This is a genomic window from Pseudomonas sp. M5A4_2d (assembly GCF_053345295.1).
In genome coordinates, this window is sequence record NZ_JBKEZW010000008.1 from 1 (window position 1) to 19859 (window position 19859).

The window sequence follows — 19859 nt, forward strand, 5'->3', positions numbered from 1 at the left end:
GAGCGGTTGGTTAAGATCTTTCGTCTCAACCGAGGCGCGCATTCTACAGCAGCCTCATTTGCTGTCAAGTGATTATTTTCAGAAGTTTTCGAAGAATTCTTCAACAACTTCAACCACTTGCGCTTCCGATCTCTCGTTAGCGGGAGGCGAATTCTACAGCGTTACACGCTGCTGTCAACACCTCTTTTTCTCCGCTTTCGACCGAGAGGATCGAAACGTTAATAGAGCCAAACAACACTGCCCTACCAACTCCTTCTGGACTTCAATGAACTGAAGCAACTCGCTGTCGAACTCTGCATAACTCTTTGTTTACCAAGGAGTTTTCCGTTTCGACTGCGCCGGAAGTGGGGCGAATTATAGACTTCCAGAATTTGCCGTCAAGCGCTAATTACGCTTTTGTCGTAGAAAGTGGTTTTTTCGCAATAAGGCGGGGAATTCGACGCATCACTGGTGGAATCCGCAAGAGCAAAAGCACCGCGCCTATAGATGCATAGATAGCCCACTCCTTCAGGTCGGCGCGCACGATCCAAAGCATATGCAGCAAACCAAGCCCAAGAATCACATACACCAGACGATGCAGCTTCTTCCAACGGCTGCCGAGCCGACGCTGGCTATAACGATTTGACGTCACCGCCAGTACCAATAAACAGAGAAAACCCAGCGCGCCCACAATAATGTAAGGCCGCTTGCGCAGCTCTACACCAAATTGCGACCAATCAAGCCCAAGGATGAACACACAATAAGCCGCCAGGTGCAGAGCCACATACGCAAAACACCAGAGCCCCAACTGTCGGCGGACGGCAATCCACCCCGCCCACCCGCTGAGTTTCTGCAGTGGCGTCATGCACAGCGTGATCAGCAACAGAATCAACGTTCCAAGCCCCAGTCGATCCATCAGCACTTTCCCAGGATCCGGCCCGAGCACAGAGCTCCACGCCTCATACAGCCAGAAAAATGGCCATATCGCCGCGGCTATAAAGACGCCAACGCGCCAGATCGGATAACGCATCAGTAGTTCTTCCGCAAATCGAGGCCTGTATAAAGAGAAGCGACCTCATCCGAGTAGCCATTGAACATCTGCGTCTCGCGCACATTCGGACTGAACAAGCCGCTCGGCAGACGACGCTCCCGCGCCTGGGTCCAGCGAGGATGGTCGACTGTAGGATTCACGTTCGCGTAGAACCCATACTCATTGGCCGCAATACTCTGCCACGTGGTCTTAGGCTGCTCGCTCACCAGACTGATACGCACAATGGACTTCACACTCTTGAAGCCATACTTCCACGGCACCACCAAACGCAATGGCGCACCGTTCTGGTTAGGCAACTCACGCCCATACATGCCAACCGCAAGGATCGCCAACGGATTCATCGCCTCATCCAGACGCAGCCCTTCTACATAAGGCCAGTCGATCAAGCCGAAGCTGGAGCGCTGCCCCGGCATGCTTTTGGGGTCCTGGAGCGTTTCAAAGCGTATGTACTTGGCCTTGGAGGTTGGCTCAACCTGTTTGAGCAAGGCTGATATTGGAAAGCCCATCCACGGAATCACCATCGACCACGCCTCGACACAGCGCAGCCGGTAAATGCGTTCTTCCAACTGATAAGGCTTCATGAAGTCTTCCAGCGCATAACGCCCAGGCTTCGCGACCTCCCCATCAATGACCACACTCCAGGGCTCAGTCTTGAGTGAACCCGCGTTCTTCGCTGGGTCGCCCTTATCCGTGCCGAACTCATAGAAGTTGTTGTAGTGGGTTGCATCCTTGAACGGAGTGATGGCTTCGCCCTTGACCGTGACAGCCTGCCACTGGGTACTCGGCAGTTTCTCGGCAAACCAGCTCGGAGCGTTACCCGGCTCGACATCAGCGTAACGCGCAGCATCGTCCGCACTCGCCCAACGCGGCAACGTACTCGCAGCCACACCGGCAAGCGCACCGCCGAGCAAGCTACGGCGAGAGAGATAGAAGGATTCAGGGGTGACATCCGATTCGTGGCAATCGGACGCTTTGGGGATCTTGATTAACATGGCAACTCCGCAGCATTGGAGAACTGATGCACCAATAGACTGCGGAGTATGGGGAATATTACATTAAGGCAATGTTTTGTCCCGACGAAGATGCAGCAGGTACTGAATCGGCCCCGAAGCGGCATAGACCAAAAATGCCAGCAGCAATATGCGCGGCGGGTCACTGAACACGACGGCAAACACCAGTACCACCACCAGGATAGCCACGAAAGGCACGCGCCCCTTGAGGTCAAACTCCTTGAAGCTGTTGTACTTGATGTTACTGACCATCAACATCCCGGCCGCGGCAACCATCAAGGCCACCAGGAAAGACATCTTCGATCCCTGTATCCCGTAGTCACTGAACGCCCAGACGATACCCGCCACCACTCCCGCAGCAGCGGGGCTCGCGAGACCAATGAAGTAACGCTTGTCGGCGGTGCCCACCTGGGTATTGAAGCGCGCCAGCCGCAAAGCTGCGCCCGCGACGTAGATAAAGGCAACCATCCAGCCGACCTTACCCATATCACCCAGCGCCCAAGCGAACGCCAGCAGTGCAGGCGCCACACCAAAGGCGACCATGTCCGACAACGAGTCGTACTCGGCACCGAAGGCGCTTTGGGTATTGGTCATGCGCGCGACACGACCATCAAGGCCGTCGAGCACCATGGCCACAAAGATTGCGATGGCAGCAAAACCGAAATACTTGCTGGCACTCGCCGCATCACCCGCCGCCAATGCGCTCTGAGCGCTCATGGAGTTGATGATGGAATAGAACCCGGCAAACAGGTTCGCGGTGGTGAACAGATTGGGCAGGAGATAGATGCCACGATGCCGGACCTTGCGGCCTTCCGCGTCATGCCCTTCTTCGACATGTTCATCGATCGGTAGCAGGCTATCGGCGCCAGAAGCCTGGCTTGGCTCGTCGGGACGTTCGCTCATGGACTTTACCTTGCAACGGTGTGAAAAAAATTCGACAAATACTTGCGGCGAGTGTTCGCCCGCAAACGATGCAGCTTTATACCAGAACCTGCCTCCCAAACGAAAAAACGCGGCCTAAGCCGCGTTTTCTCTTGATGCGTACGACTTAGTTTTTGGCTTTGTCGACGATCTTGTTGGCACCGATCCACGGCATCATGGAGCGCAGTTGCTCGCCGATGATTTCGATACCGTGAGCGGCGTTGTTACGACGCTTGGCGGTCATCGAAGGGTAGCCGGTTGCGCCTTCGCTGATGAACATTTTGGCGTATTCGCCGTCCTGAATACGTTTCAGGGCGTTGCGCATAGCCTGACGGGACTCGGCGTTGATGACTTCCGGGCCAGTCACGTACTCGCCGTATTCGGCGTTGTTGGAGATCGAGTAGTTCATGTTGGCGATACCGCCTTCGTACATGAGGTCAACGATCAGCTTCAGTTCGTGCAGGCATTCGAAGTAGGCCATTTCCGGCGCGTAGCCAGCTTCAACCAGGGTTTCGAAACCGGCTTTAACCAGTTCAACGGTACCGCCGCACAGAACAGCTTGCTCGCCGAACAGGTCGGTTTCGGTCTCGTCCTTGAAGGTGGTTTCGATGATGCCGGTACGACCGCCACCAACACCCGCTGCGTAGGACAGTGCAACGTTTTTGGCGTTGCCCGAAGCGTCCTGGTAGATCGCGATCAGGTCAGGAATACCGCCGCCTTTGACGAACTCGGAGCGCACGGTGTGGCCCGGGGCTTTCGGCGCGATCATGATCACGTCGAGGTCGGCACGCGGCACAACCTGGTTGTAGTGAATCGCGAAGCCGTGGGAGAAGGCCAGGGTAGCGCCCTTCTTGATGTTCGGCTCGATTTCGTTCTTGTACAACGCGGACTGGAACTCGTCCGGGGTCAGGATCATGACCAGGTCGGCAGCAGCAACAGCGGAAGCAACGTCAGTTACTTTCAGGCCATGAGCTTCAGCCTTGGCAACAGTGGCCGAGCCTTTACGCAGGCCAACAGTCACGTCAACGCCGGAATCTTTCAGGTTGCACGCTTGAGCGTGGCCCTGGGAACCGTAGCCGATGATGGCGACTTTTTTGCCCTGGATGATCGACAGGTCACAATCTTTTTCGTAATAAACTTTCATGAGGTTCCTCTATATATCCAGGCCGTTAGGCCATTCACTAATTGGGTTAGATGCTGAGTACTTTGTCGCCACGAGCAATCCCGGTGACGCCACTGCGTACAGTTTCCAGAATCGAGGCCGTCCCGATCGACTGGATGAAGCTGTCCAGCTTGTCGCTTGTACCGGTCAGTTGCACGGTATAAACGCTGGCGCTCACATCGACGATCTGCCCGCGATAAATGTCGGTAGTCCGTTTGATTTCGGCACGCTGGGCACCCGTGGCCTTAACCTTCACCAACATCAGCTCACGCTCGATGTGGGCACTTTCCGACAGATCGACCAGCTTGACCACTTCGATCAGTTTGTTGAGGTTCTTGGTGATCTGCTCGATCACCTCATCGTGGCCCACGGTGGTCAACGTCAGGCGCGACAGGGTCGGGTCTTCGGTCGGGGCCACGGTCAGGCTTTCGATGTTGTAGTTGCGTTGCGAAAACAGGCCGACAACACGAGACAGAGCGCCGGGTTCGTTCTCCAGAAGCAGGGAGATAATGTGCCGCATGATTAAGTACGCTCCGTCTTGTTCAGCCACATATCGCGCATAGAGCCGTCTTTGATCTGCATCGGGTAGACGTGCTCGCTGGTGTCAACCTGAATATCAAGGAACACCAGGCGGTCCTTCATGGCGAACGCCTCTTCCATCATCGGTTTCAAATCCTTCAAATCAGTGATGCGCATGCCGACGTGGCCATAGGCTTCAACCAATTTGACGAAATCTGGCAGCGATTCCATGTAGGAGTGGGAGTGACGGCTGCCGTAGCTCATGTCCTGCCACTGACGAACCATGCCCAGCACGCCGTTGTTCAGGCAGACGATCTTCACCGGGAGGCCGTACTGCAAGCACGTCGACAGTTCCTGGATGTTCATCTGGATACTGCCCTCACCGGTGACGCACGCGACGTCAGTGTCGGGGAAGCTCAGCTTTACACCCATGGCCGCAGGAAAACCAAAGCCCATCGTGCCCAGGCCACCGGAGTTGATCCAGCGGTTAGGCTTGTCGAACTTGTAGTACTGCGCGGCGAACATCTGGTGCTGGCCCACGTCGGAGGTCACAAAGGCGTCGCCCTTGGTCACTTCGCAGAGGGTTTCGATCACGGTTTGCGGCTTGATGATGCTGCCGTCGCCCTTGTCGTAAGGGAACAGGCCGCGATCACCGCGCCATTCGTCAATCTGCTTCCACCAGCTGGCAACGGATTCCTTGTTCGGCGTTTCGCCGATGTCCTTGAGGGCGGCAACCATTTCAGTCAACACGCTTTCCACTGGGCCCACGATTGGCACGTCGGCCTTGATCGTCTTGGAGATGGACGCCGGGTCGATGTCGATGTGGATGATCTTGGCATTCGGGCAGAATTTGCTCGCGCCATTGATCACTCGGTCATCAAAACGCGCGCCTACAGCCAGGATCACATCGGCATGGTGCATCGCGAGGTTGGCGGTGTAGCTACCGTGCATACCGAGCATGCCGACGAACTGGCGGTCCGTGCCCGGAAATGCGCCGAGGCCCATCAAGGTGTTGGTCACCGGCAGGTTGAGCAGTTTGGCCAGCTCGGTCAAAGGCGCCGAACCGCCACCCAGAATCACGCCACCACCCGAGTACAGCACAGGACGCTTGGCCGCCAGGAGCATTTCTGCCGCCTTGCGAATTTGCCCCGAGTGCCCACGAACGGCCGGGCTGTAGGAACGCAGCTTGGCTTTCTTCGGGAAAACGTATTCGAATTTCTCAGCCGGGTTGGTCATGTCTTTCGGGATATCGACCACTACAGGGCCCGGGCGACCGGACTGTGCAAGGTAGAACGCCTTTTTCATGACTTCCGGGATTTCCGAGGCATGCTTGATCATGAAGCTGTGTTTCACGATCGGCCGAGAGATACCGATCATGTCGGTTTCCTGGAATGCATCGGTACCGACCATGGTGCTTGCGACCTGGCCGGAAATGATCACCATCGGGATGGAGTCCATATAAGCAGTCGCGATGCCGGTAATGGCATTGGTTGCGCCTGGGCCGGACGTTACCAGTACCACGCCGGCTTTACCGGTGGCACGGGCGTAACCGTCAGCCATATGGGTCGCAGCCTGTTCGTGGCGCACCAGGATGTGGGTAACAGCCGGTTCCTTGAACAGTGCGTCGTAGACATGCAGCAGAGCACCACCTGGGTACCCGTAGATATAGTCGACGCCTTCGTCACGCAAAAAGCGGACGAGCATCTCACCACCAGATAAAAGCTCCACGTTGTTCACCTCTAAAACGCCAGAATACCGTCCGTTAAAAACCGACGGGTCTTAATAGGTTTACTTCTCAACAGAGCATGAGCGACGGTGGTCGCCGACTACGTCAGCACTGACTGAGCAAGTATTGGGATCGTCCCAAGTGTTGCGGGCTTTTCCCACCCAGCGCGAGGTAACGCGTTGCGGGTGTTACAGGTCGGCGCGGGTGTGCGCCTCATGATCTGCTGAGCGGGCCTGCTTCTGGCAGTCCCGATACAGCGGACTTTGGATTCTTCTGTTTCAGCCCCTTCAAGTCAAGCAATAATTGCGCTTTTTTCCAACTAAGCGCATGAGAACGTAGAAGAAAGGGGTTTGATGAGGGATAAAACTCGCCTGAATGTCGTCAAGCGGTAGAAATGTGCGCAAGACTGCCGGAAAAACCGGCAGTCAGGCAATTAACGAGCGTCGACGATCAGTTGGTCGAACTTTTTCAGCGCATTTCGCAAACCCAGGCTCTCGACCGGCCGATCGGCATAGACCATCTCGGCCATTTCCATGATCCCTGACGCATTGGGCAAGGGCAGGTCCTGCTGCAGAATCTGCTTCATGCGCACCAGGAAGATCCACTGCAGCCACTGGTGAAAGTCCAGGGTATCAACCGAGAAAGGCTCGACGCTGCTGAGCGCCTCGGCGCTGGGGGACACTTCGTCCCACCAACCCTGCACGCGCAACTCGCGCTCAATCAGCAATAACTGTTCAGCAATCGCTGGAAAACGTGCATCCATCAGAGGCTGACCTTGGCTTTTTGCCGAGCTTGAGCGGCCCCGGCAGCATCGCCTTGTGCGGCACGCGCGTCACCAATCAAGGCCCACAGGTTGGCTTGCAGGTCTGGACGACCATTGGCCATGGTCAGGCCGCGACGGGCGAACTGTTCGGCCTGCGGCGCATCACCCTGAGCCATACGCACTTGGGCGAGGCGATACAACACTTGCGGTTCGCGCGGTGCCACACGCTGGGCACGCTCAAGGCTCGACGACGCACCGTTCAAGTCGCCGCCGGCCTGCTGCTGCTGGGCAGTGGTCAGCAAAGCCAACACCGGACCATCCAGCTGCTCGTCAGCCGACAGACCACCAGCGCTCGAACGCGACGGAATACCGCTCGGCGTGGACGGCATGTTGTAGTTGCCCTGGTTGACCGGCGCCGTTTGGATCGGCGTGGCGTCGATTGGCCCCGACGTGCTTGGCCCCGGGGTCCAAGGCTCCGCACTGATCGGTGCCGACGTAGCGGCACCCGCGCCCGGCACCATCACAACCACGCCCGAATCCTGCGGTATGGCTTGCGGTGTGGCTTGGGCAGGACGCTTGACTACGGTCTGACGGAAGCCGCCAGTGGCCGAAATGCGGTCGCTGTTGGAAACGGTCGTGCTCGAATCCACCACTGGAATCGAACCACGCTGCACGCTGGAGCAACCGCTGAGCACCGCCAGAGCTGTAATAGCTGGAATCAACCACTTGTTCACTTGAAACCCTCTTTAGCTTAATTCATCCAGCCCTTGACCCAATCCATCACCGATTCCGCGTCAGCAGGGGCACTGCCACCGCACGCGGCGCCGGGTGGTGGCTCGCTGCCGCGAATATACGGCATCTGTACCGCGCCCGGACAGTTGGCATCAGAACCTTGGCCTGTGTGTGGATCAATCCAAGCCTGCACGATGTTATCCGGCTGCGGCATGTTCAGCGGCAGCGGGTCGGCCTTGCGCATGAAACTGGTCCAGACCTGCAGGGCACCGGTCGCGCCGGTGAACGGCGTCTTGCCATTGTCGTCACGCCCAAGCCACACCACTGCCAGCACATCCTGGCCGAAGCCGGCGAACCAGCTGTCACGCGAATCGTTACTGGTACCGGTCTTACCCGCCAGCGTCAGGTTCGACGGCAGCACGCTGTAGACCGAGCGCCCGGTGCCTTCACGCATTACGCGCTGCATGGCGTTCTGGATCAGGTAGATGGAACCCGCATCAAAACGCTGCTGAATCTGGAACGGGTAGCGTTTGAGCGGCTCGCCCTCGGCGGTCAGCACACTGCGAATGCCGCGCATCGGAGTATTGAAACCACCGTTGGCGAGAGTCTGGTACATCGTGGCCACTTCCATCGGGGTCATGGCGCCAGCCCCCAGGAGCATGGACGGGAACGCCGGGAACTCACGGGTAATGCCCAGGCGCCCCAAGGTTTTCAGCACATTCGGTACACCCACTTCAAGCCCAAGGCGCGAGGTGGAGATGTTGTAGGAATGCGCCAGGCCCTGGTACAGGAACACGGTGCCGTGGGAGCGTCGATCGAAGTTCTGCGGCGTCCACACTTGGCCATCAGCACCTTTGACCGAGAGCGGATCATCCGACAACCAACTGGTCAGGGTGTATTTGCTCGGTTTTTCCAAAGCCGTCAGGTAGACCGCCGGCTTAGCCAGCGAGCCAATCGGCCGCACGGCATCCAGTGCGCGGTTGAAACCGGCAAAACTGGCTTGTCGACTGCCGATCATGGCCTGGACTTCGCCGGTTTCCGGGTTGGTCACGACCATCGCCGCCTCGACTTCATCCGAGCCTTTACGGCCGGTCAGGCGCTTGAATGTGTCGTTCACCGATGCTTCGGCTTTCATCTGCAGAATCGGGTCGAAACTGGTGAAGATCCGCAGGCCTTCTTCGGTCAAGTCTTCGTCGCGGTAATCTTCACGCAACTGGCGTTTGACCAGGTCGATAAAGCCTGGGAAGGAGCTGTCCGCCAGCTTGCCGCGAGTGGTTACACCCAGTGGCATTTTCTTTGCGGCAGCGACTTGTTCGGCAGTGGCAACACCCTGCTGTTCCAGCACATCCAACACCAGGTTACGACGCTCGAGCGCACGCTCCGGGTTGCGGCGCGGGTTGTAATAGGACGGCCCTTTGACCATCCCCACCAACAACGCGACTTGATGCAACTTCAGCTCGGACAAAGGCTGGCCAAAGAAGAACTGACTGGCCAAGCCAAAACCGTGCACGGCGCGCTGGCCATCCTGACCGACGAAGACCTCGTTGAGGTACGCCTCAAGGATTTCCTGCTTGCTGTAATGCAGTTCCAGCAGCATTGCCATCATGGCTTCGGTGAGCTTACGGGTCAGGCTGCGCTCGTTGGTCAGGTAGAAGTTCTTGACCAATTGTTGCGTCAGCGTACTGCCACCCTGAGTCATCTTCCCGCCGGAGGTGTTGACCCAGATGGCGCGAGCAATCGACTTCGGTGACACACCCCAGTGGCTATAAAAGTCGCGATCTTCTACTGCAACCAAGGTTTCCAGCAGGTATGGCGGCACTTGGTCAAGCTTGATCAGGATGCGATCTTCAAGGTTCTTCGGGTAAATCCCGCCGATCATCAAGGGTTCCAGACGCACCACGGGCAACTTCGAGCCATTGAGCGACGACAGCTCTGCAACGTAATCGCCAGAGAAGCGCACGCGCACCGGCTGGGCTTTTTCCAGGCCTTCATAGAACTGGAAGCCGCGAGTGTTCAAATCGACGGTGTTGCCACTGACGGCGGCGGCACCCGGGCCGTTGCTCACGGGTTCGCGGCGGTAACCCAGGGCATCGAGTTCAGTGAGGAAGTCATCCTTGCTCAGCTTCTGGCCGGTGAACAGTTCCAGCGGGCGGGCGTACACCTTGGCCGGGATGGTCCAGCGCTTGCCGGAGAACTTCTCCTGGACCACGGCGTCGAGGTAAACCGCGAAGCCGGCGAGCACGACAAGGCCAACCAGGCTTAGCTTGAGCGCCCAGCCCAGCCACGGGCGCAGGCCGCGGGAAGGAGGTTTTTTACGGGAACGGGGAGATCGGGTTCGAGTCATGGCGGCGGATTATACGCACTTTATCGATGATCAACATGAGCCGGACAGCGGTTTGCACGACCGGCTGTAACCGCCATAATGCCGGCCATGATTTCCCCCAGACTTTGAAGGATCGCCTGTGAGCCAGTCCCTGATCGCTGCACTGCAAAACCCGGCTTTGTATCCGCATCCGGTTGAAGCGTTTCAAGTCATCGAGACCCATATTTCCTGGGTCATACTGACGGGCCCCTTCGCTTATAAACTGAAGAAACCGATGAATTTCGGCTTTCTGAATTTCACTGAGCTGGCCGATCGTGGTCATTTTTGCAACGAAGAGTTGCGACTCAACCAGCGCCTGACCAAAGACTTGTATCTCGAAGTGTTGCCGATCACCGGCACTGCCGAAGCCCCGCAACTGAACGGCGAAGGCCCGGTAATCGAGTACGCGCTGAAAATGCGCCAGTTCCCGCAAAGCCAAATGCTGAGTACCTTGCAAGCCAACGGCGAACTGACCAGCGCGCACATTGATGAGATGGCCAAGCAGATTGCGCATTTCCACCTGACCGCACCGAAAGTGCCGCAAGAACACCCAGCCGGCACCCCGGACGAAGTGATGGCGCCGGTACGCCAGAACTTCGAGCAGATCCGCCCATTTCTCAGCGACAAGGCCGACCTGGCTCAACTGGAAGCCCTGCAAGCCTGGTCTGAAAGCAGCTTCGAACGCCTCAAGCCGCTGCTGGCACAGCGCAAGCTGGAGGGTTTCACTCGCGAATGCCACGGTGATATTCACCTGGGCAACGCCACGCTGATCGATGGCGAGGTCGTGATCTTTGACTGCATCGAGTTCAACGAACCCTTTCGCTTCACCGACGTCTACGCCGATACCGGCTTCCTGGCCATGGACCTGGAAGACCGCGGCCTCAAATCCCTGGCACGCCGATTTATCAGCCAATACCTGGAGTTGACCGGCGACTACCAAGGCCTTGAACTGCTGAACTTCTATAAAGCCTACCGTGCGTTGGTCCGCGCCAAGGTGGCGCTGTTCAGCATGCCGAGCGAGGCAAGCCCGGTGCAGCGCGCCACCACCCTGCGCCAGTACCGCAACTACGCCAACCTGGCGGAAAGCTACAGCACCATTCCTTCGCGTTTCCTCGCCATTACCCACGGCGTATCGGCAGTCGGCAAAAGCCACGTTGCCATGCGCCTGGTGGAAGCACTGGGCGCTGTGCGCCTGCGCTCGGATGTGGAGCGCAAGCGCCTGTTCGGCGAGCAGAAGGTAGAGAACACGCCGCAAGCCGGTATCTATGCTGCCGATGCCAGCGCAGCGACCTACGCTCGCTTGAACGAAATCGCCGACACCCTGCTGCGTGCCGGGTATCCGGTGGTACTGGATGCCACCTTCCTGAAGCGCGAGCAACGCGACGCCGCAGCGAAGATTGCTGAAGCCACCGGCGCGCCCTTCCTGATCCTGGATTGCAATGCGCCGCAAGCCGTTATCGCCAGCTGGCTGGCACAGCGTCAGGCCGATAAAAACGATCCTTCCGACGCAACGCTGAGCATCATCGAAGAGCAGCAAGCCAGTCGCGACCCGCTGACGGCCAAGGAGCAGCTCCTCAGCAAGCGTGTCGAGACGAATGAAAGCGGAACGCTGGACGCGTTAGTCGCGCACATTCGTCAGCACCTGCCCGGCCTGTAAGAAATATTTCTTGGTCGTGTCACCGATCTTGGGTGCACGACCCAGCAATAGTGGCACTATAATGGCGTCATAATTCCAACGGGAGTCGCCGTCATGAGTCAGCCCAAGCTTCTTGATACCCCGCTCTACGCGCTCCTGCACAAGGACGACATTCGAGGCTTCAACCAGGAACGCCCAATAGACGGGATTATCGACATGCGCGGTGGCGACTTCCGAGGGCTGGACCTGCGCGATTTGAATGCCATAGGCGTGGACTTCACCGACGCGTACTTCCGCTCTGCCGACCTGCGCGGGCTGGATTTGCGCGATTGCTCACTGGAAGGCGCCAGCCTGGCCCATGCGCAGATCTCCGGCACCTACTTCCCTGCCGAATTGACGGCTGACGAGATCTTGATGTCGGTTAATTTCGGCACTCGTCTGCGTTACCGCACCAAGTAACATCACACTCTGGGCCCCGGGTACGTATCGTGCGTACCGGGTGCCTCCTGCCTGCTTATCGTCAAAATTCCTTTGCCACTCTTATAGCGTTTCAGCCGCGCCTGACCAAAGAATCACGCTTTTCCTACTGAGCGCTACACTCCCTTTCAGGCCTGCCTGGTCACGATACCCACCGCACCATTCGGCCGTCGCAAGGAGGCTTGATGAACGATGAGCTGCAACACTTGAAAAACCTGGGAAAGACGTCAGCGCAGTGGCTGCACGCGGTGGGCATCCACAGCGCGTCCGACTTGCGCCGGCTGGGCGCGGTCGATGCCTATCGGGCCGTAAGGACTCGCGGGTTCCGAGCGTCGAAAGTCCTGCTGTATGCGATTGAAGGGGCGCTGATGGATGTGCACTGGAACGATATCCCGGCAGAGCGCAAGGAAGCTCTGAACCGTCAATTGGATGCGATTTCAGCGCGCCAGAAGAATTAGGTGAGTTAGCAAACCCACTATTTACAGGCGGTTCTAACGCTCGTTTGAGAAAAACGAAAGGACGCTTAAAAACAAATGTTGACTCTCAAATGAGAATCGTTATGATTATCACAACTGGTCGCGAGATCAGCCGATAACTGAAAGACCATTGGTTCGGACTCTCAGATTATCTCCTCATCAGGCTAATCACGGTTATTTGACCCGGCTCTTGCCGGGTCTTTTTTTGCCTACGAAGAACTGATTTCAGCGCGCAATAATCAGTGGATGCCCGCGCTCGGGGTGTGGCTGCACTAATACGTCCAGGCCAAACACCGCCTTGAGTGGCCCAGGCCGCATCACCTGTGCCGGCGTGTCCAGGGCATGTGGACGCCCGCCTTCCAGCAGCAGAATGCGATCACAGTAACGCGCCGCCAGATTCAGGTCATGGAGGATCACCAACACTGCCGCTCCCCGGTCGGCAAATGTACGTATTGCCTGCAAGGTCGTGTGTTGGTGCAAGGGATCGAGCATCGATGTCGGCTCATCCAACAGCAACGTCTGCCCCGCTTCCCCCGGCCACAATTGCGCCAGAACCCGCGCCAGGTGCACACGTTGGCGCTCACCGCCCGAAAGGGCAAGGTAACTGCGACCGCTCAAGTGCCCGATATCCGCCGCCTGCAGCGCCGCATTAATAATCTCGTCATCACGCACCCGCCCGGTCTGATAGGGCAAGCGGCCCATGCCTACAACCTCTTCGACACGAAAAGCGAAGTCCAGGGTGGAAGTCTGCGGTAACACTGCCAGACGCTGGGCGCGCTGCGGCCCGCTCCAGTCCTGCAAGGCTTGCTGATCCAGCCACACATTGCCCTGATCCGGCTGAAGCTCTCCGCACAGCGCACCGAGCAACGTGCTTTTGCCAGCACCATTCGGGCCCAGCACACCGAGCACCTCGCCCGGTAACACGTCCAGGGTCACGTCCGACAGCACGGTTTTGCGACCACGCCTCACCTGCAACGCTTCGACTCGCAGCATCAGGCGCGCCCTCGCAGCAACAAATACAGAAAAAATGGCGCACCAATAAACGCAGTCACGATGCCGATCGGCAATTCAGCTGGCGCCAGGGCCAAGCGGGCCACCAGATCGGCAAACAACAACAAGCTCGCCCCGGCCAGCACCGAGGCCGGCAACAGCACCCGATGATCAGGCCCCGCCAACAGCCGCACAAGATGCGGCACTACCAGCCCGACAAACCCGATCATTCCCGCCGCCGCTACCGCCGCGCCCACCCCCAAAGCCGTACAGAACACCAGTTCACGCTTGAGCCGCTCCACATCAATCCCAAGGTGATTGGCCTCCGACTCACCCAGTAACAACGCATTCAACGCTTTCGCCCGGCGCGGCAACCACAACGCAACACCGGCACTTACCAGCAACAGCGGCCACAACCGCGAATAGCTTGCGCCATTGAGGCTGCCCAGGTTCCAGAAGGTCAGAGTGCGCAACGTGGCGTCATCCGCCAAATAGGTAAACAACCCCACCGCCGAACTGGCGAGGGCCGTGAGGGCGATACCGGCGAGCAGCATCGTCGCGACGTTGGTCTGGCCGTTGCGGCGGCCCAGCCGGTAAACCAGTGCAGTGACGCCCAAACCGCCGAGAAACGCGCACAACGACAGCAGGTAAGGACCGAACGCATCCGGCAGGCCGCCAAAAAACGAGCCGCCGACGATAGCGATCGCCGCGCCCAGCGCCGCACCACTGGAGACACCGACCAACCCCGGGTCGGCCAACGGGTTGCGAAACAGCCCCTGCATCGCCACGCCCGACAATGCCAGAACACCGCCAACGGCCAGCCCCAATAAGGTACGCGGCAAACGAATCTGCCCTAAAATCAGCTCTGCCTGCTCCAGGCCCTGGGCTTCAATCGGCGCCCCCATCATGCGCAAGGCGGCCTTCAGCGTATCCAGCAAAGGCAAGCTGACAGGTCCCAAGGCCAAGGAAAGCCAGGTTGCCAAAAGACATAACAGCGCCAGCCCAATAAATAGCGTTTTCGGTTTAACCAAAGTCGTCATGGGGCAGGTTTAGCCTGGGACGGATAAAACCCGGCAGACAGTTTCACCAGACTTTGCGGCAGGCGTGGCCCGAGCCCACCGACCAGCAGGGTCGGGTCCAACTCAAACACCCGACTATTCTTGGCCGCCGGCGTTGAAGCCAAAATCGGGTTCTCCTTGAACAAGGCGGCCCTCGCGGCGTCACCGGTTAAGGCGCGGTCAGCTAACACCAGCACATCGGGGCTCAACCCCGCCAACGACTCCACCGAAAATGGCTTGTAACCCGTATGGGTCGCCAAGTTTTTGCCGCCCGCCAGCTGCAACATCCAGTCAGCAGCCGTGTCTTTACCGGCGATCAGCGGTTTGCCACCCGCGTGACCGAGCAACAACAACACGCCCGGTGTCTTTTGGGTGGATTGGGCCTTGGCAACCCAGACTTTTTGCTGCTCAAGCGCCTGCTCATATCCGGCAAACAATTCGTTGGCCTTGGCCTCACTGCCCAACAACTTGCCCAGATGTTGAAGATTCCCCTTCAACGTCGGTAAATCGGGCTGCGCCGAAAACATCTCCACCTGCACACCAGCCCCCCGAATCTGCGCCAGCACCGGTGGTGGGCCCATCTCTTCAGTGCCGACCAGAACCTGCGGGCGCAGGCTCAAAATACCTTCAGCCGACAACTGCCGTTGGTAGCCAATACTGGGCAACTTCTTGAGAGCATCAGGATGCTGACTGGTGGTATCGACGCCCACCAACTTCGACTCACCGCCCAGGGCCGTCACCCATTCCGATAGCGCCCCACCGGCACTGACCCAGCGTTGTGGCAGTTCAGAGGCTTGCGCCCCGTGATTGACCAGCAGTGAGGCAACGAGCGCAATAGCGCTGGTACTCAGGCGCATATCAGGGTTTCCTTCCAAGGGCAAGGCCACTCAAGCACTCACAGATGTGACAGATTAAACCCGTCTGGCATCGTACTGAGCGCCCAATCAGCTAACGGGCGAAGCCGGCATTTGATAATTGTTTGCATTTGAACGTCAAGGCACTTAAGGATTGAAATGAAGTTTCTCTGCTCCTCCGACAGGCTCGCACCCAACAGCAGCCTCGGTTTCGAGATCGACGGCTGCAAGCTGTTGGCCGTGCGCCGGGACGGCGTTGCCTACTTCTATATCAACCGTTGCCCACATCGCGGCATCCCGCTGGAATGGCAGCCTGACCACTTCCTCGACGCCAGCGCCAGCCTGATCCAGTGCGCGACCCATGGCGCGCTGTTCCTGATCGAAAACGGCGAATGCATCGCCGGGCCGTGTGCAGGCCAAAGCCTCAAAGCCCTGCACGGCCGCGAAGACGCAAAGGGCCTGTGGGTGGAACTCTAGTCGCCGATCAGCACTTCCAAGCGGCGGTCGACGTAAATTTCCTCAGGCGTGACCTGTACACTATAAGCCAGCACCTCCACACCGGCCGCCTTGGCCTCACGCAACGCGGCAGCGTAACCAGCGTCGATTTCCACGGCCGGGCGCACGGCCTCGATACCCGACAGGTTGACGCAATACAGCTGCACCGCCCGCACGCCGTCGCGGGCCAGGTGCGCCAACTCGCGCAGATGCTTGGCGCCACGTTGCGTCACCGCATCGGGGAAGGCCGCCACCGCCGAGCCATCGAAACCCAGGGTTACACTTTTAACTTCCACGTATGCCGCGCCCTGCGGGTATTCCAGGCGAAAGTCGATGCGACTTTTTTCCTGGCCGTAATGCACTTCCCGCTTCAGCGCAGTAAAGCCATTGAGCTCAGTAATAACCCCGGCGCGCAGTGCCTCCTCAACCAACTGATTCGCGCGTGCCGTATTGACGCACGCAAGTCGGCCCTGCGGCGTTTCGGCAATTTCCCAGGTGCCTGGCAACTTGCGCTTGGGGTCGTCGGAACGACTGAACCAGACCTGGCCGCCCTCCACCATGCAATTGAGCATCGAGCCTGTGTTCGGGCAGTGAATAGTCAACAACTCGCCGGTAACGGTTTCGATATCCGCGAGAAAGCGCTTGTAGCGGCGAATCAGCCGCCCTTCTTCGAGGGGAGGATGAAAGCGCATCAGCCTTGCCAACTCCGCAGGCCACGGGCGATCCGGTCCACCGCCTCTTGTAGTCGATCGAGGTTTTGCGTGTAGGCGAAACGCACATGGTGGCTGGCTTGATAGCGGCCGAAGTCCAGCCCCGGCGTAAAAGCCACATGTTCAGTTTCGAGAAAATGGCGGCAAAACGCGAAGGCATCGCCGCCGAACGCGCTGATATCGGCATACAAGTAGAACGCCCCTTCCGGCTCCACGGCGATACCGAACCCCAGCTCGCGCAAGGCGGGTAACAGGAAGTCACGACGGCGACCAAATTCGGCGCGGCGCTCTTCCAGAATGCTCAGGGTTTGCGGGGCAAAACAGGCCAAAGCCGCGTACTGGGCCATGCTCGGCGCGCTGATGTAGAGGTTTTGCGCCAGCTTCTCCAATTCACTCACCGCATCCGGCGGCGCTACCAGCCAGCCCAGGCGCCAGCCGGTCATGCCGAAATACTTCGAAAAACTATTCAGGACGAAGGCCTCGTCGTCGACTTCCAGCACGCTGGCGGCGTCAGTGCCGTAAGTGAGGCCGTGATAAATCTCGTCCACCACCAGATGCCCATTGCGCGCCTTGATTGCACTCGACAACCCGGCCAATTCGTCGCGGGTGAGGACGGTGCCGGTGGGGTTTGCAGGGGACGCGACCAATGCGCCAACGCTGTCCTGGTCCCAATGCCTGGCAACCAGATCGGCGGTCAATTGGTAGCGCACTTCCGGGCCTACCGGCACCAGTTGCGCCGCACCTTCCACCAGCCGCAAAAAGTGCCGGTTGCACGGGTAACCTGGGTCCGCCAGCAGCCAGTGCTTGCCTGGGTCAACCAGCAAGCTGCTGGCCAGCAATAAGGCGCCGGAGCCACCGGGGGTGATCAGAATGCGCTCGGGATCGACGCTCAGCCCATAGCGTTGCTGGTAAAAACCGCTGATAGCCTCGCGCAACTCCGGCACCCCACGTGCCGCGGTGTAGCGAGTCTTGCCGCTGGCCAGCGCAGCCTGGCCGGCCTGGATGATAGGTTCGGCCGTGGTGAAATCCGGCTCGCCGATTTCCAGGTGGATGACATCATGACCGGCTGCCTGCAGCTCATTGGCTCGCGCCAGCAACGCCATGACATGAAAAGGTTCGATGGCGCGACTGCGCGCACTGTAGGGCTGAGCCATTAGCCTTCCTTAGACGGTGAGGACAAAGTTTGGATTCTACCGAACCCGCGACGTAAAACATGTTCTATTGCCTGCTCGGCCACTTGTGCGGCCCGGGCAAGCGCGCGCAAAACGACTAAAATCAATATTCGGGCCCATGCATACCCAGCCATGGCGGGCTGCAGCAGTTTGCAACCCCTGGCGATGGGCCACGACAACCGGGAGTGGCGCACCCCGAATCTATCTGGTAAGTTCGCCCGCTTGCAGCCGCAGGGCCGGCAGGTGTCGGTGACGTTGCAATCCTGCGCAATGGATTAGAAGAGTGAGAGGCGGTCTATTCATGTCCACCCAAGCAAAGCAACAGCAGACTCAAGGCCTCAATGGCTTCGAACCTTACGTCGAAAAGAAAGGTGAGGAGTACATGGGCGAGCCCATGCGCGAGCACTTCACCAAAATCCTCAACAAGTGGAAACAGGACTTGATGCAGGAGGTTGACCGCACCGTTGACCATATGAAGGACGAAGCAGCCAACTTTCCTGACCCGGCCGACCGTGCCAGCCAGGAAGAAGAGTTCGCCCTCGAACTGCGCGCCCGTGATCGCGAGCGCAAGCTGATCAAGAAAATCGACAAGACGCTGCAACTGATCAAGGACGAAGAATACGGCTGGTGTGAATCCTGCGGCGTCGAGATTGGTATTCGTCGTCTGGAAGCCCGCCCAACTGCGGACCTGTGCGTAGACTGCAAGACCTTGGCTGAAATCAAGGAAAAACAGGTCGGCAAGTAACCCTGCCGGGCTGAACGAATGGGGCGTGCGAACGCCCCATTTTTGTTTCTGGGATTTACCGTTTTTCCAGTAGTATCCGGCCCATGACAGCCTCTACCTATATCGGGCGTTTCGCCCCCACGCCCAGCGGCCATTTGCATTTCGGCTCGCTGGTTGCCGCCCTCGCCTCCTACCTCGATGCCCGCGCCAATCACGGCCGCTGGCTGATGCGCATGGAAGACCTCGACCCACCCCGTGAAGAGCCCGGCGCCCAGGCAGCGATTCTCCATGCCCTGGAAAGCTATGGCTTCGAGTGGGAGGGTGAACTGGTCCGACAAAGCGAGCGGCATGAGGCCTATGCCAAGGTACTGAACGATCTGTTCAACCATGGCCTGGCCTACGCCTGCACCTGCTCGCGCAAACAGCTGGAGCCGTACAACGGGATCTACCCGGGGCTGTGCCGAAATGCCGGGCATGATCAGCAAGATGCGGCTATCCGCTTACGTGTCCCTGAGCTGGAATACCACTTTACCGACCGCGTACAGGGCGAATTCCGACAGCACTTGGGGCGTGATGTAGGCGATTTTGTCATCCGTCGCCGCGACGGCCTGTATGCCTACCAGTTGGCCGTGGTACTCGACGACGCCTGGCAAGGTGTTACCGACATCGTGCGCGGTGCTGACCTGCTGGATTCCACACCGCGCCAGCTTTACCTGCAAGAACTCCTGGGGCTGCGCCAACCGCGCTACCTGCACGTGCCGCTGATCATCCAGCCGGACGGTCACAAGCTGGGCAAATCCTACCGCTCCCCACCGTTGACACCCGACCAGGCCACGCCTTTGCTAGTGAGGGCCCTGCGCGCGCTCGGCCAACAACCCGGCAGCGAACTTCTCCACGCCAGCCCACGGGAGCTGCTGGATTGGGGCATTGCGCACTGGGATCCCACAATGATCCCGCGCACACTCACACTGGCCGAAGCGCAATTGAGCTGAAGGCGCTTGCAGCTTCCCAGCCATCCGTTACCATCGCCGCAGTTTTTTAC

Annotated in this window: 20 protein-coding genes; 6 read left to right on the forward strand and 14 right to left on the reverse strand. The window is 58.7% G+C overall.

What is annotated here, in order from left to right; all coding sequences use genetic code 11:
* Nucleotides 1-388: 388 nt before the first annotated feature.
* The 9 genes from msrQ to mrcB form a co-directional block, all read right to left on the reverse strand.
* Nucleotides 389-1009, reverse strand: coding sequence for a protein-methionine-sulfoxide reductase heme-binding subunit MsrQ (msrQ, locus tag ACLBW8_RS18910; protein ID WP_447806067.1), 621 nt, complete (start codon nt 1007-1009; stop codon nt 389-391).
* A complete protein-coding gene (gene msrP, locus ACLBW8_RS18915; protein WP_064454148.1) occupies nt 1009-2022 on the reverse strand; it encodes a protein-methionine-sulfoxide reductase catalytic subunit MsrP in 1014 nt (337 codons plus the stop codon). Before msrP ends, msrQ begins: the two co-directional genes overlap by 1 nt.
* A 63-nt stretch (nt 2023-2085) precedes the next feature.
* On the reverse strand, nt 2086-2943 hold the full coding sequence (gene pssA, locus ACLBW8_RS18920) for a CDP-diacylglycerol--serine O-phosphatidyltransferase (protein WP_064454149.1): 858 nt from the start codon (nt 2941-2943) through the stop codon (nt 2086-2088).
* A 145-nt stretch (nt 2944-3088) separates the two neighbouring features.
* Nucleotides 3089-4105: a ketol-acid reductoisomerase gene (gene ilvC, locus ACLBW8_RS18925; protein WP_007948647.1), complete on the reverse strand. Its 1017-nt coding sequence runs from the start codon at nt 4103-4105 to the stop codon at nt 3089-3091.
* Nucleotides 4106-4151: 46 nt separating this feature from the next.
* Nucleotides 4152-4643, reverse strand: coding sequence for an acetolactate synthase small subunit (gene ilvN, locus ACLBW8_RS18930; protein WP_003176102.1), 492 nt, complete (start codon nt 4641-4643; stop codon nt 4152-4154).
* A gap of 2 nt (nt 4644-4645) precedes the next feature.
* Complete coding sequence (locus ACLBW8_RS18935; protein ID WP_053258279.1) at nt 4646-6370, reverse strand: acetolactate synthase 3 large subunit; 1725 nt, start codon at nt 6368-6370, stop codon at nt 4646-4648.
* Nucleotides 6371-6801: 431 nt separating this feature from the next.
* Complete coding sequence (locus tag ACLBW8_RS18940; protein WP_064454151.1) at nt 6802-7131, reverse strand: YqcC family protein; 330 nt, start codon at nt 7129-7131, stop codon at nt 6802-6804.
* The gene (locus tag ACLBW8_RS18945; protein WP_221295651.1) at nt 7131-7865 is read right to left on the reverse strand and encodes a hypothetical protein; all 735 of its coding nucleotides are present in this window, start codon (nt 7863-7865) and stop codon (nt 7131-7133) included. Before ACLBW8_RS18945 ends, ACLBW8_RS18940 begins: the two co-directional genes overlap by 1 nt.
* A 17-nt stretch (nt 7866-7882) precedes the next feature.
* Nucleotides 7883-10207, reverse strand: a complete 2325-nt coding sequence (mrcB, locus tag ACLBW8_RS18950) for a penicillin-binding protein 1B (RefSeq protein ID WP_447806068.1) — start codon at nt 10205-10207, stop codon at nt 7883-7885.
* Nucleotides 10208-10325: 118 nt separating this feature from the next.
* Between mrcB and ACLBW8_RS18955 the strand changes: the two genes are divergently transcribed.
* From ACLBW8_RS18955 to ACLBW8_RS18965, 3 genes are all read left to right on the forward strand, one after another.
* On the forward strand, nt 10326-11882 hold the full coding sequence (locus tag ACLBW8_RS18955; RefSeq protein ID WP_447806069.1) for a bifunctional aminoglycoside phosphotransferase/ATP-binding protein: 1557 nt from the start codon (nt 10326-10328) through the stop codon (nt 11880-11882).
* 93 nt (nt 11883-11975) lie between these two features.
* Entirely contained in the window at nt 11976-12320 is a 345-nt protein-coding gene (locus ACLBW8_RS18960) for a pentapeptide repeat-containing protein (RefSeq protein ID WP_262666277.1), read from the forward strand.
* Nucleotides 12321-12523: 203 nt separating this feature from the next.
* On the forward strand, nt 12524-12796 hold the full coding sequence (locus ACLBW8_RS18965; protein ID WP_010562703.1) for a TfoX/Sxy family protein: 273 nt from the start codon (nt 12524-12526) through the stop codon (nt 12794-12796).
* Between the two features lie 243 nt (nt 12797-13039).
* Here ACLBW8_RS18965 and ACLBW8_RS18970 read toward each other — a convergent pair whose 3' ends face one another.
* From ACLBW8_RS18970 to ACLBW8_RS18980, 3 genes are read right to left on the reverse strand one after another with little or no spacing between them, the layout of a single operon-like run.
* Nucleotides 13040-13783, reverse strand: a complete 744-nt coding sequence (locus ACLBW8_RS18970) for a heme ABC transporter ATP-binding protein (protein ID WP_410524806.1) — start codon at nt 13781-13783, stop codon at nt 13040-13042.
* A 23-nt stretch (nt 13784-13806) separates the two neighbouring features.
* Nucleotides 13807-14844, reverse strand: a complete 1038-nt coding sequence (locus tag ACLBW8_RS18975) for a FecCD family ABC transporter permease (RefSeq protein WP_259763430.1) — start codon at nt 14842-14844, stop codon at nt 13807-13809.
* On the reverse strand, nt 14841-15719 hold the full coding sequence (locus ACLBW8_RS18980) for a heme/hemin ABC transporter substrate-binding protein (protein ID WP_447806070.1): 879 nt from the start codon (nt 15717-15719) through the stop codon (nt 14841-14843). Before ACLBW8_RS18980 ends, ACLBW8_RS18975 begins: the two co-directional genes overlap by 4 nt.
* 156 nt (nt 15720-15875) lie before the next feature.
* Between ACLBW8_RS18980 and ACLBW8_RS18985 the strand changes: the two genes are divergently transcribed.
* Nucleotides 15876-16193, forward strand: a complete 318-nt coding sequence (locus tag ACLBW8_RS18985; protein ID WP_064454159.1) for a Rieske (2Fe-2S) protein — start codon at nt 15876-15878, stop codon at nt 16191-16193.
* On the opposite strand, the gene sfsA is transcribed toward ACLBW8_RS18985, so the two are convergent.
* The gene (gene sfsA / locus ACLBW8_RS18990) at nt 16190-16903 is read right to left on the reverse strand and encodes a DNA/RNA nuclease SfsA (RefSeq protein WP_447806071.1); all 714 of its coding nucleotides are present in this window, start codon (nt 16901-16903) and stop codon (nt 16190-16192) included. The two genes, ACLBW8_RS18985 and sfsA, sit on opposite strands and share 4 nt — an antisense overlap.
* Complete coding sequence (locus ACLBW8_RS18995) at nt 16903-18075, reverse strand: pyridoxal phosphate-dependent aminotransferase (protein ID WP_262666279.1); 1173 nt, start codon at nt 18073-18075, stop codon at nt 16903-16905. Before ACLBW8_RS18995 ends, sfsA begins: the two co-directional genes overlap by 1 nt.
* 319 nt (nt 18076-18394) lie before the next feature.
* On the opposite strand from ACLBW8_RS18995, the gene dksA reads away from it, so the two are divergent.
* Nucleotides 18395-18838, forward strand: coding sequence for an RNA polymerase-binding protein DksA (gene dksA / locus ACLBW8_RS19000; RefSeq protein ID WP_025857127.1), 444 nt, complete (start codon nt 18395-18397; stop codon nt 18836-18838).
* A gap of 83 nt (nt 18839-18921) precedes the next feature.
* Entirely contained in the window at nt 18922-19809 is an 888-nt protein-coding gene (gene gluQRS, locus ACLBW8_RS19005; RefSeq protein ID WP_447806072.1) for a tRNA glutamyl-Q(34) synthetase GluQRS, read from the forward strand.
* The last annotated feature ends 50 nt before the right edge of the window (nt 19810-19859 follow it).

What these genes read in the sequence shown, in the direction of transcription:
- ACLBW8_RS18975 (WP_259763430.1), bottom strand. Translation starts at nt 14,844, where the DNA reads ATGACGACTTTGGTTAAACCGAAAACGCTATTTATTGGGCTGGCGCTG.
- sfsA (WP_447806071.1), bottom strand. Translation starts at nt 16,903, where the DNA reads ATGCGCTTTCATCCTCCCCTCGAAGAAGGGCGGCTGATTCGCCGCTAC.
- ilvC (WP_007948647.1), bottom strand. Translation starts at nt 4,105, where the DNA reads ATGAAAGTTTATTACGAAAAAGATTGTGACCTGTCGATCATCCAGGGC.
- ACLBW8_RS18995 (WP_262666279.1), bottom strand. Translation starts at nt 18,075, where the DNA reads ATGGCTCAGCCCTACAGTGCGCGCAGTCGCGCCATCGAACCTTTTCAT.
- pssA (WP_064454149.1), bottom strand. Translation starts at nt 2,943, where the DNA reads ATGAGCGAACGTCCCGACGAGCCAAGCCAGGCTTCTGGCGCCGATAGC.
- ACLBW8_RS18980 (WP_447806070.1), bottom strand. Translation starts at nt 15,719, where the DNA reads ATGCGCCTGAGTACCAGCGCTATTGCGCTCGTTGCCTCACTGCTGGTC.
- ACLBW8_RS18960 (WP_262666277.1), top strand. Translation starts at nt 11,976, where the DNA reads ATGAGTCAGCCCAAGCTTCTTGATACCCCGCTCTACGCGCTCCTGCAC.
- ACLBW8_RS18940 (WP_064454151.1), bottom strand. Translation starts at nt 7,131, where the DNA reads ATGGATGCACGTTTTCCAGCGATTGCTGAACAGTTATTGCTGATTGAG.
- dksA (WP_025857127.1), top strand. Translation starts at nt 18,395, where the DNA reads ATGTCCACCCAAGCAAAGCAACAGCAGACTCAAGGCCTCAATGGCTTC.
- gluQRS (WP_447806072.1), top strand. Translation starts at nt 18,922, where the DNA reads ATGACAGCCTCTACCTATATCGGGCGTTTCGCCCCCACGCCCAGCGGC.
- ACLBW8_RS18965 (WP_010562703.1), top strand. Translation starts at nt 12,524, where the DNA reads ATGAACGATGAGCTGCAACACTTGAAAAACCTGGGAAAGACGTCAGCG.
- msrP (WP_064454148.1), bottom strand. Translation starts at nt 2,022, where the DNA reads ATGTTAATCAAGATCCCCAAAGCGTCCGATTGCCACGAATCGGATGTC.
- ACLBW8_RS18985 (WP_064454159.1), top strand. Translation starts at nt 15,876, where the DNA reads ATGAAGTTTCTCTGCTCCTCCGACAGGCTCGCACCCAACAGCAGCCTC.
- mrcB (WP_447806068.1), bottom strand. Translation starts at nt 10,207, where the DNA reads ATGACTCGAACCCGATCTCCCCGTTCCCGTAAAAAACCTCCTTCCCGC.
- ilvN (WP_003176102.1), bottom strand. Translation starts at nt 4,643, where the DNA reads ATGCGGCACATTATCTCCCTGCTTCTGGAGAACGAACCCGGCGCTCTG.
- msrQ (WP_447806067.1), bottom strand. Translation starts at nt 1,009, where the DNA reads ATGCGTTATCCGATCTGGCGCGTTGGCGTCTTTATAGCCGCGGCGATA.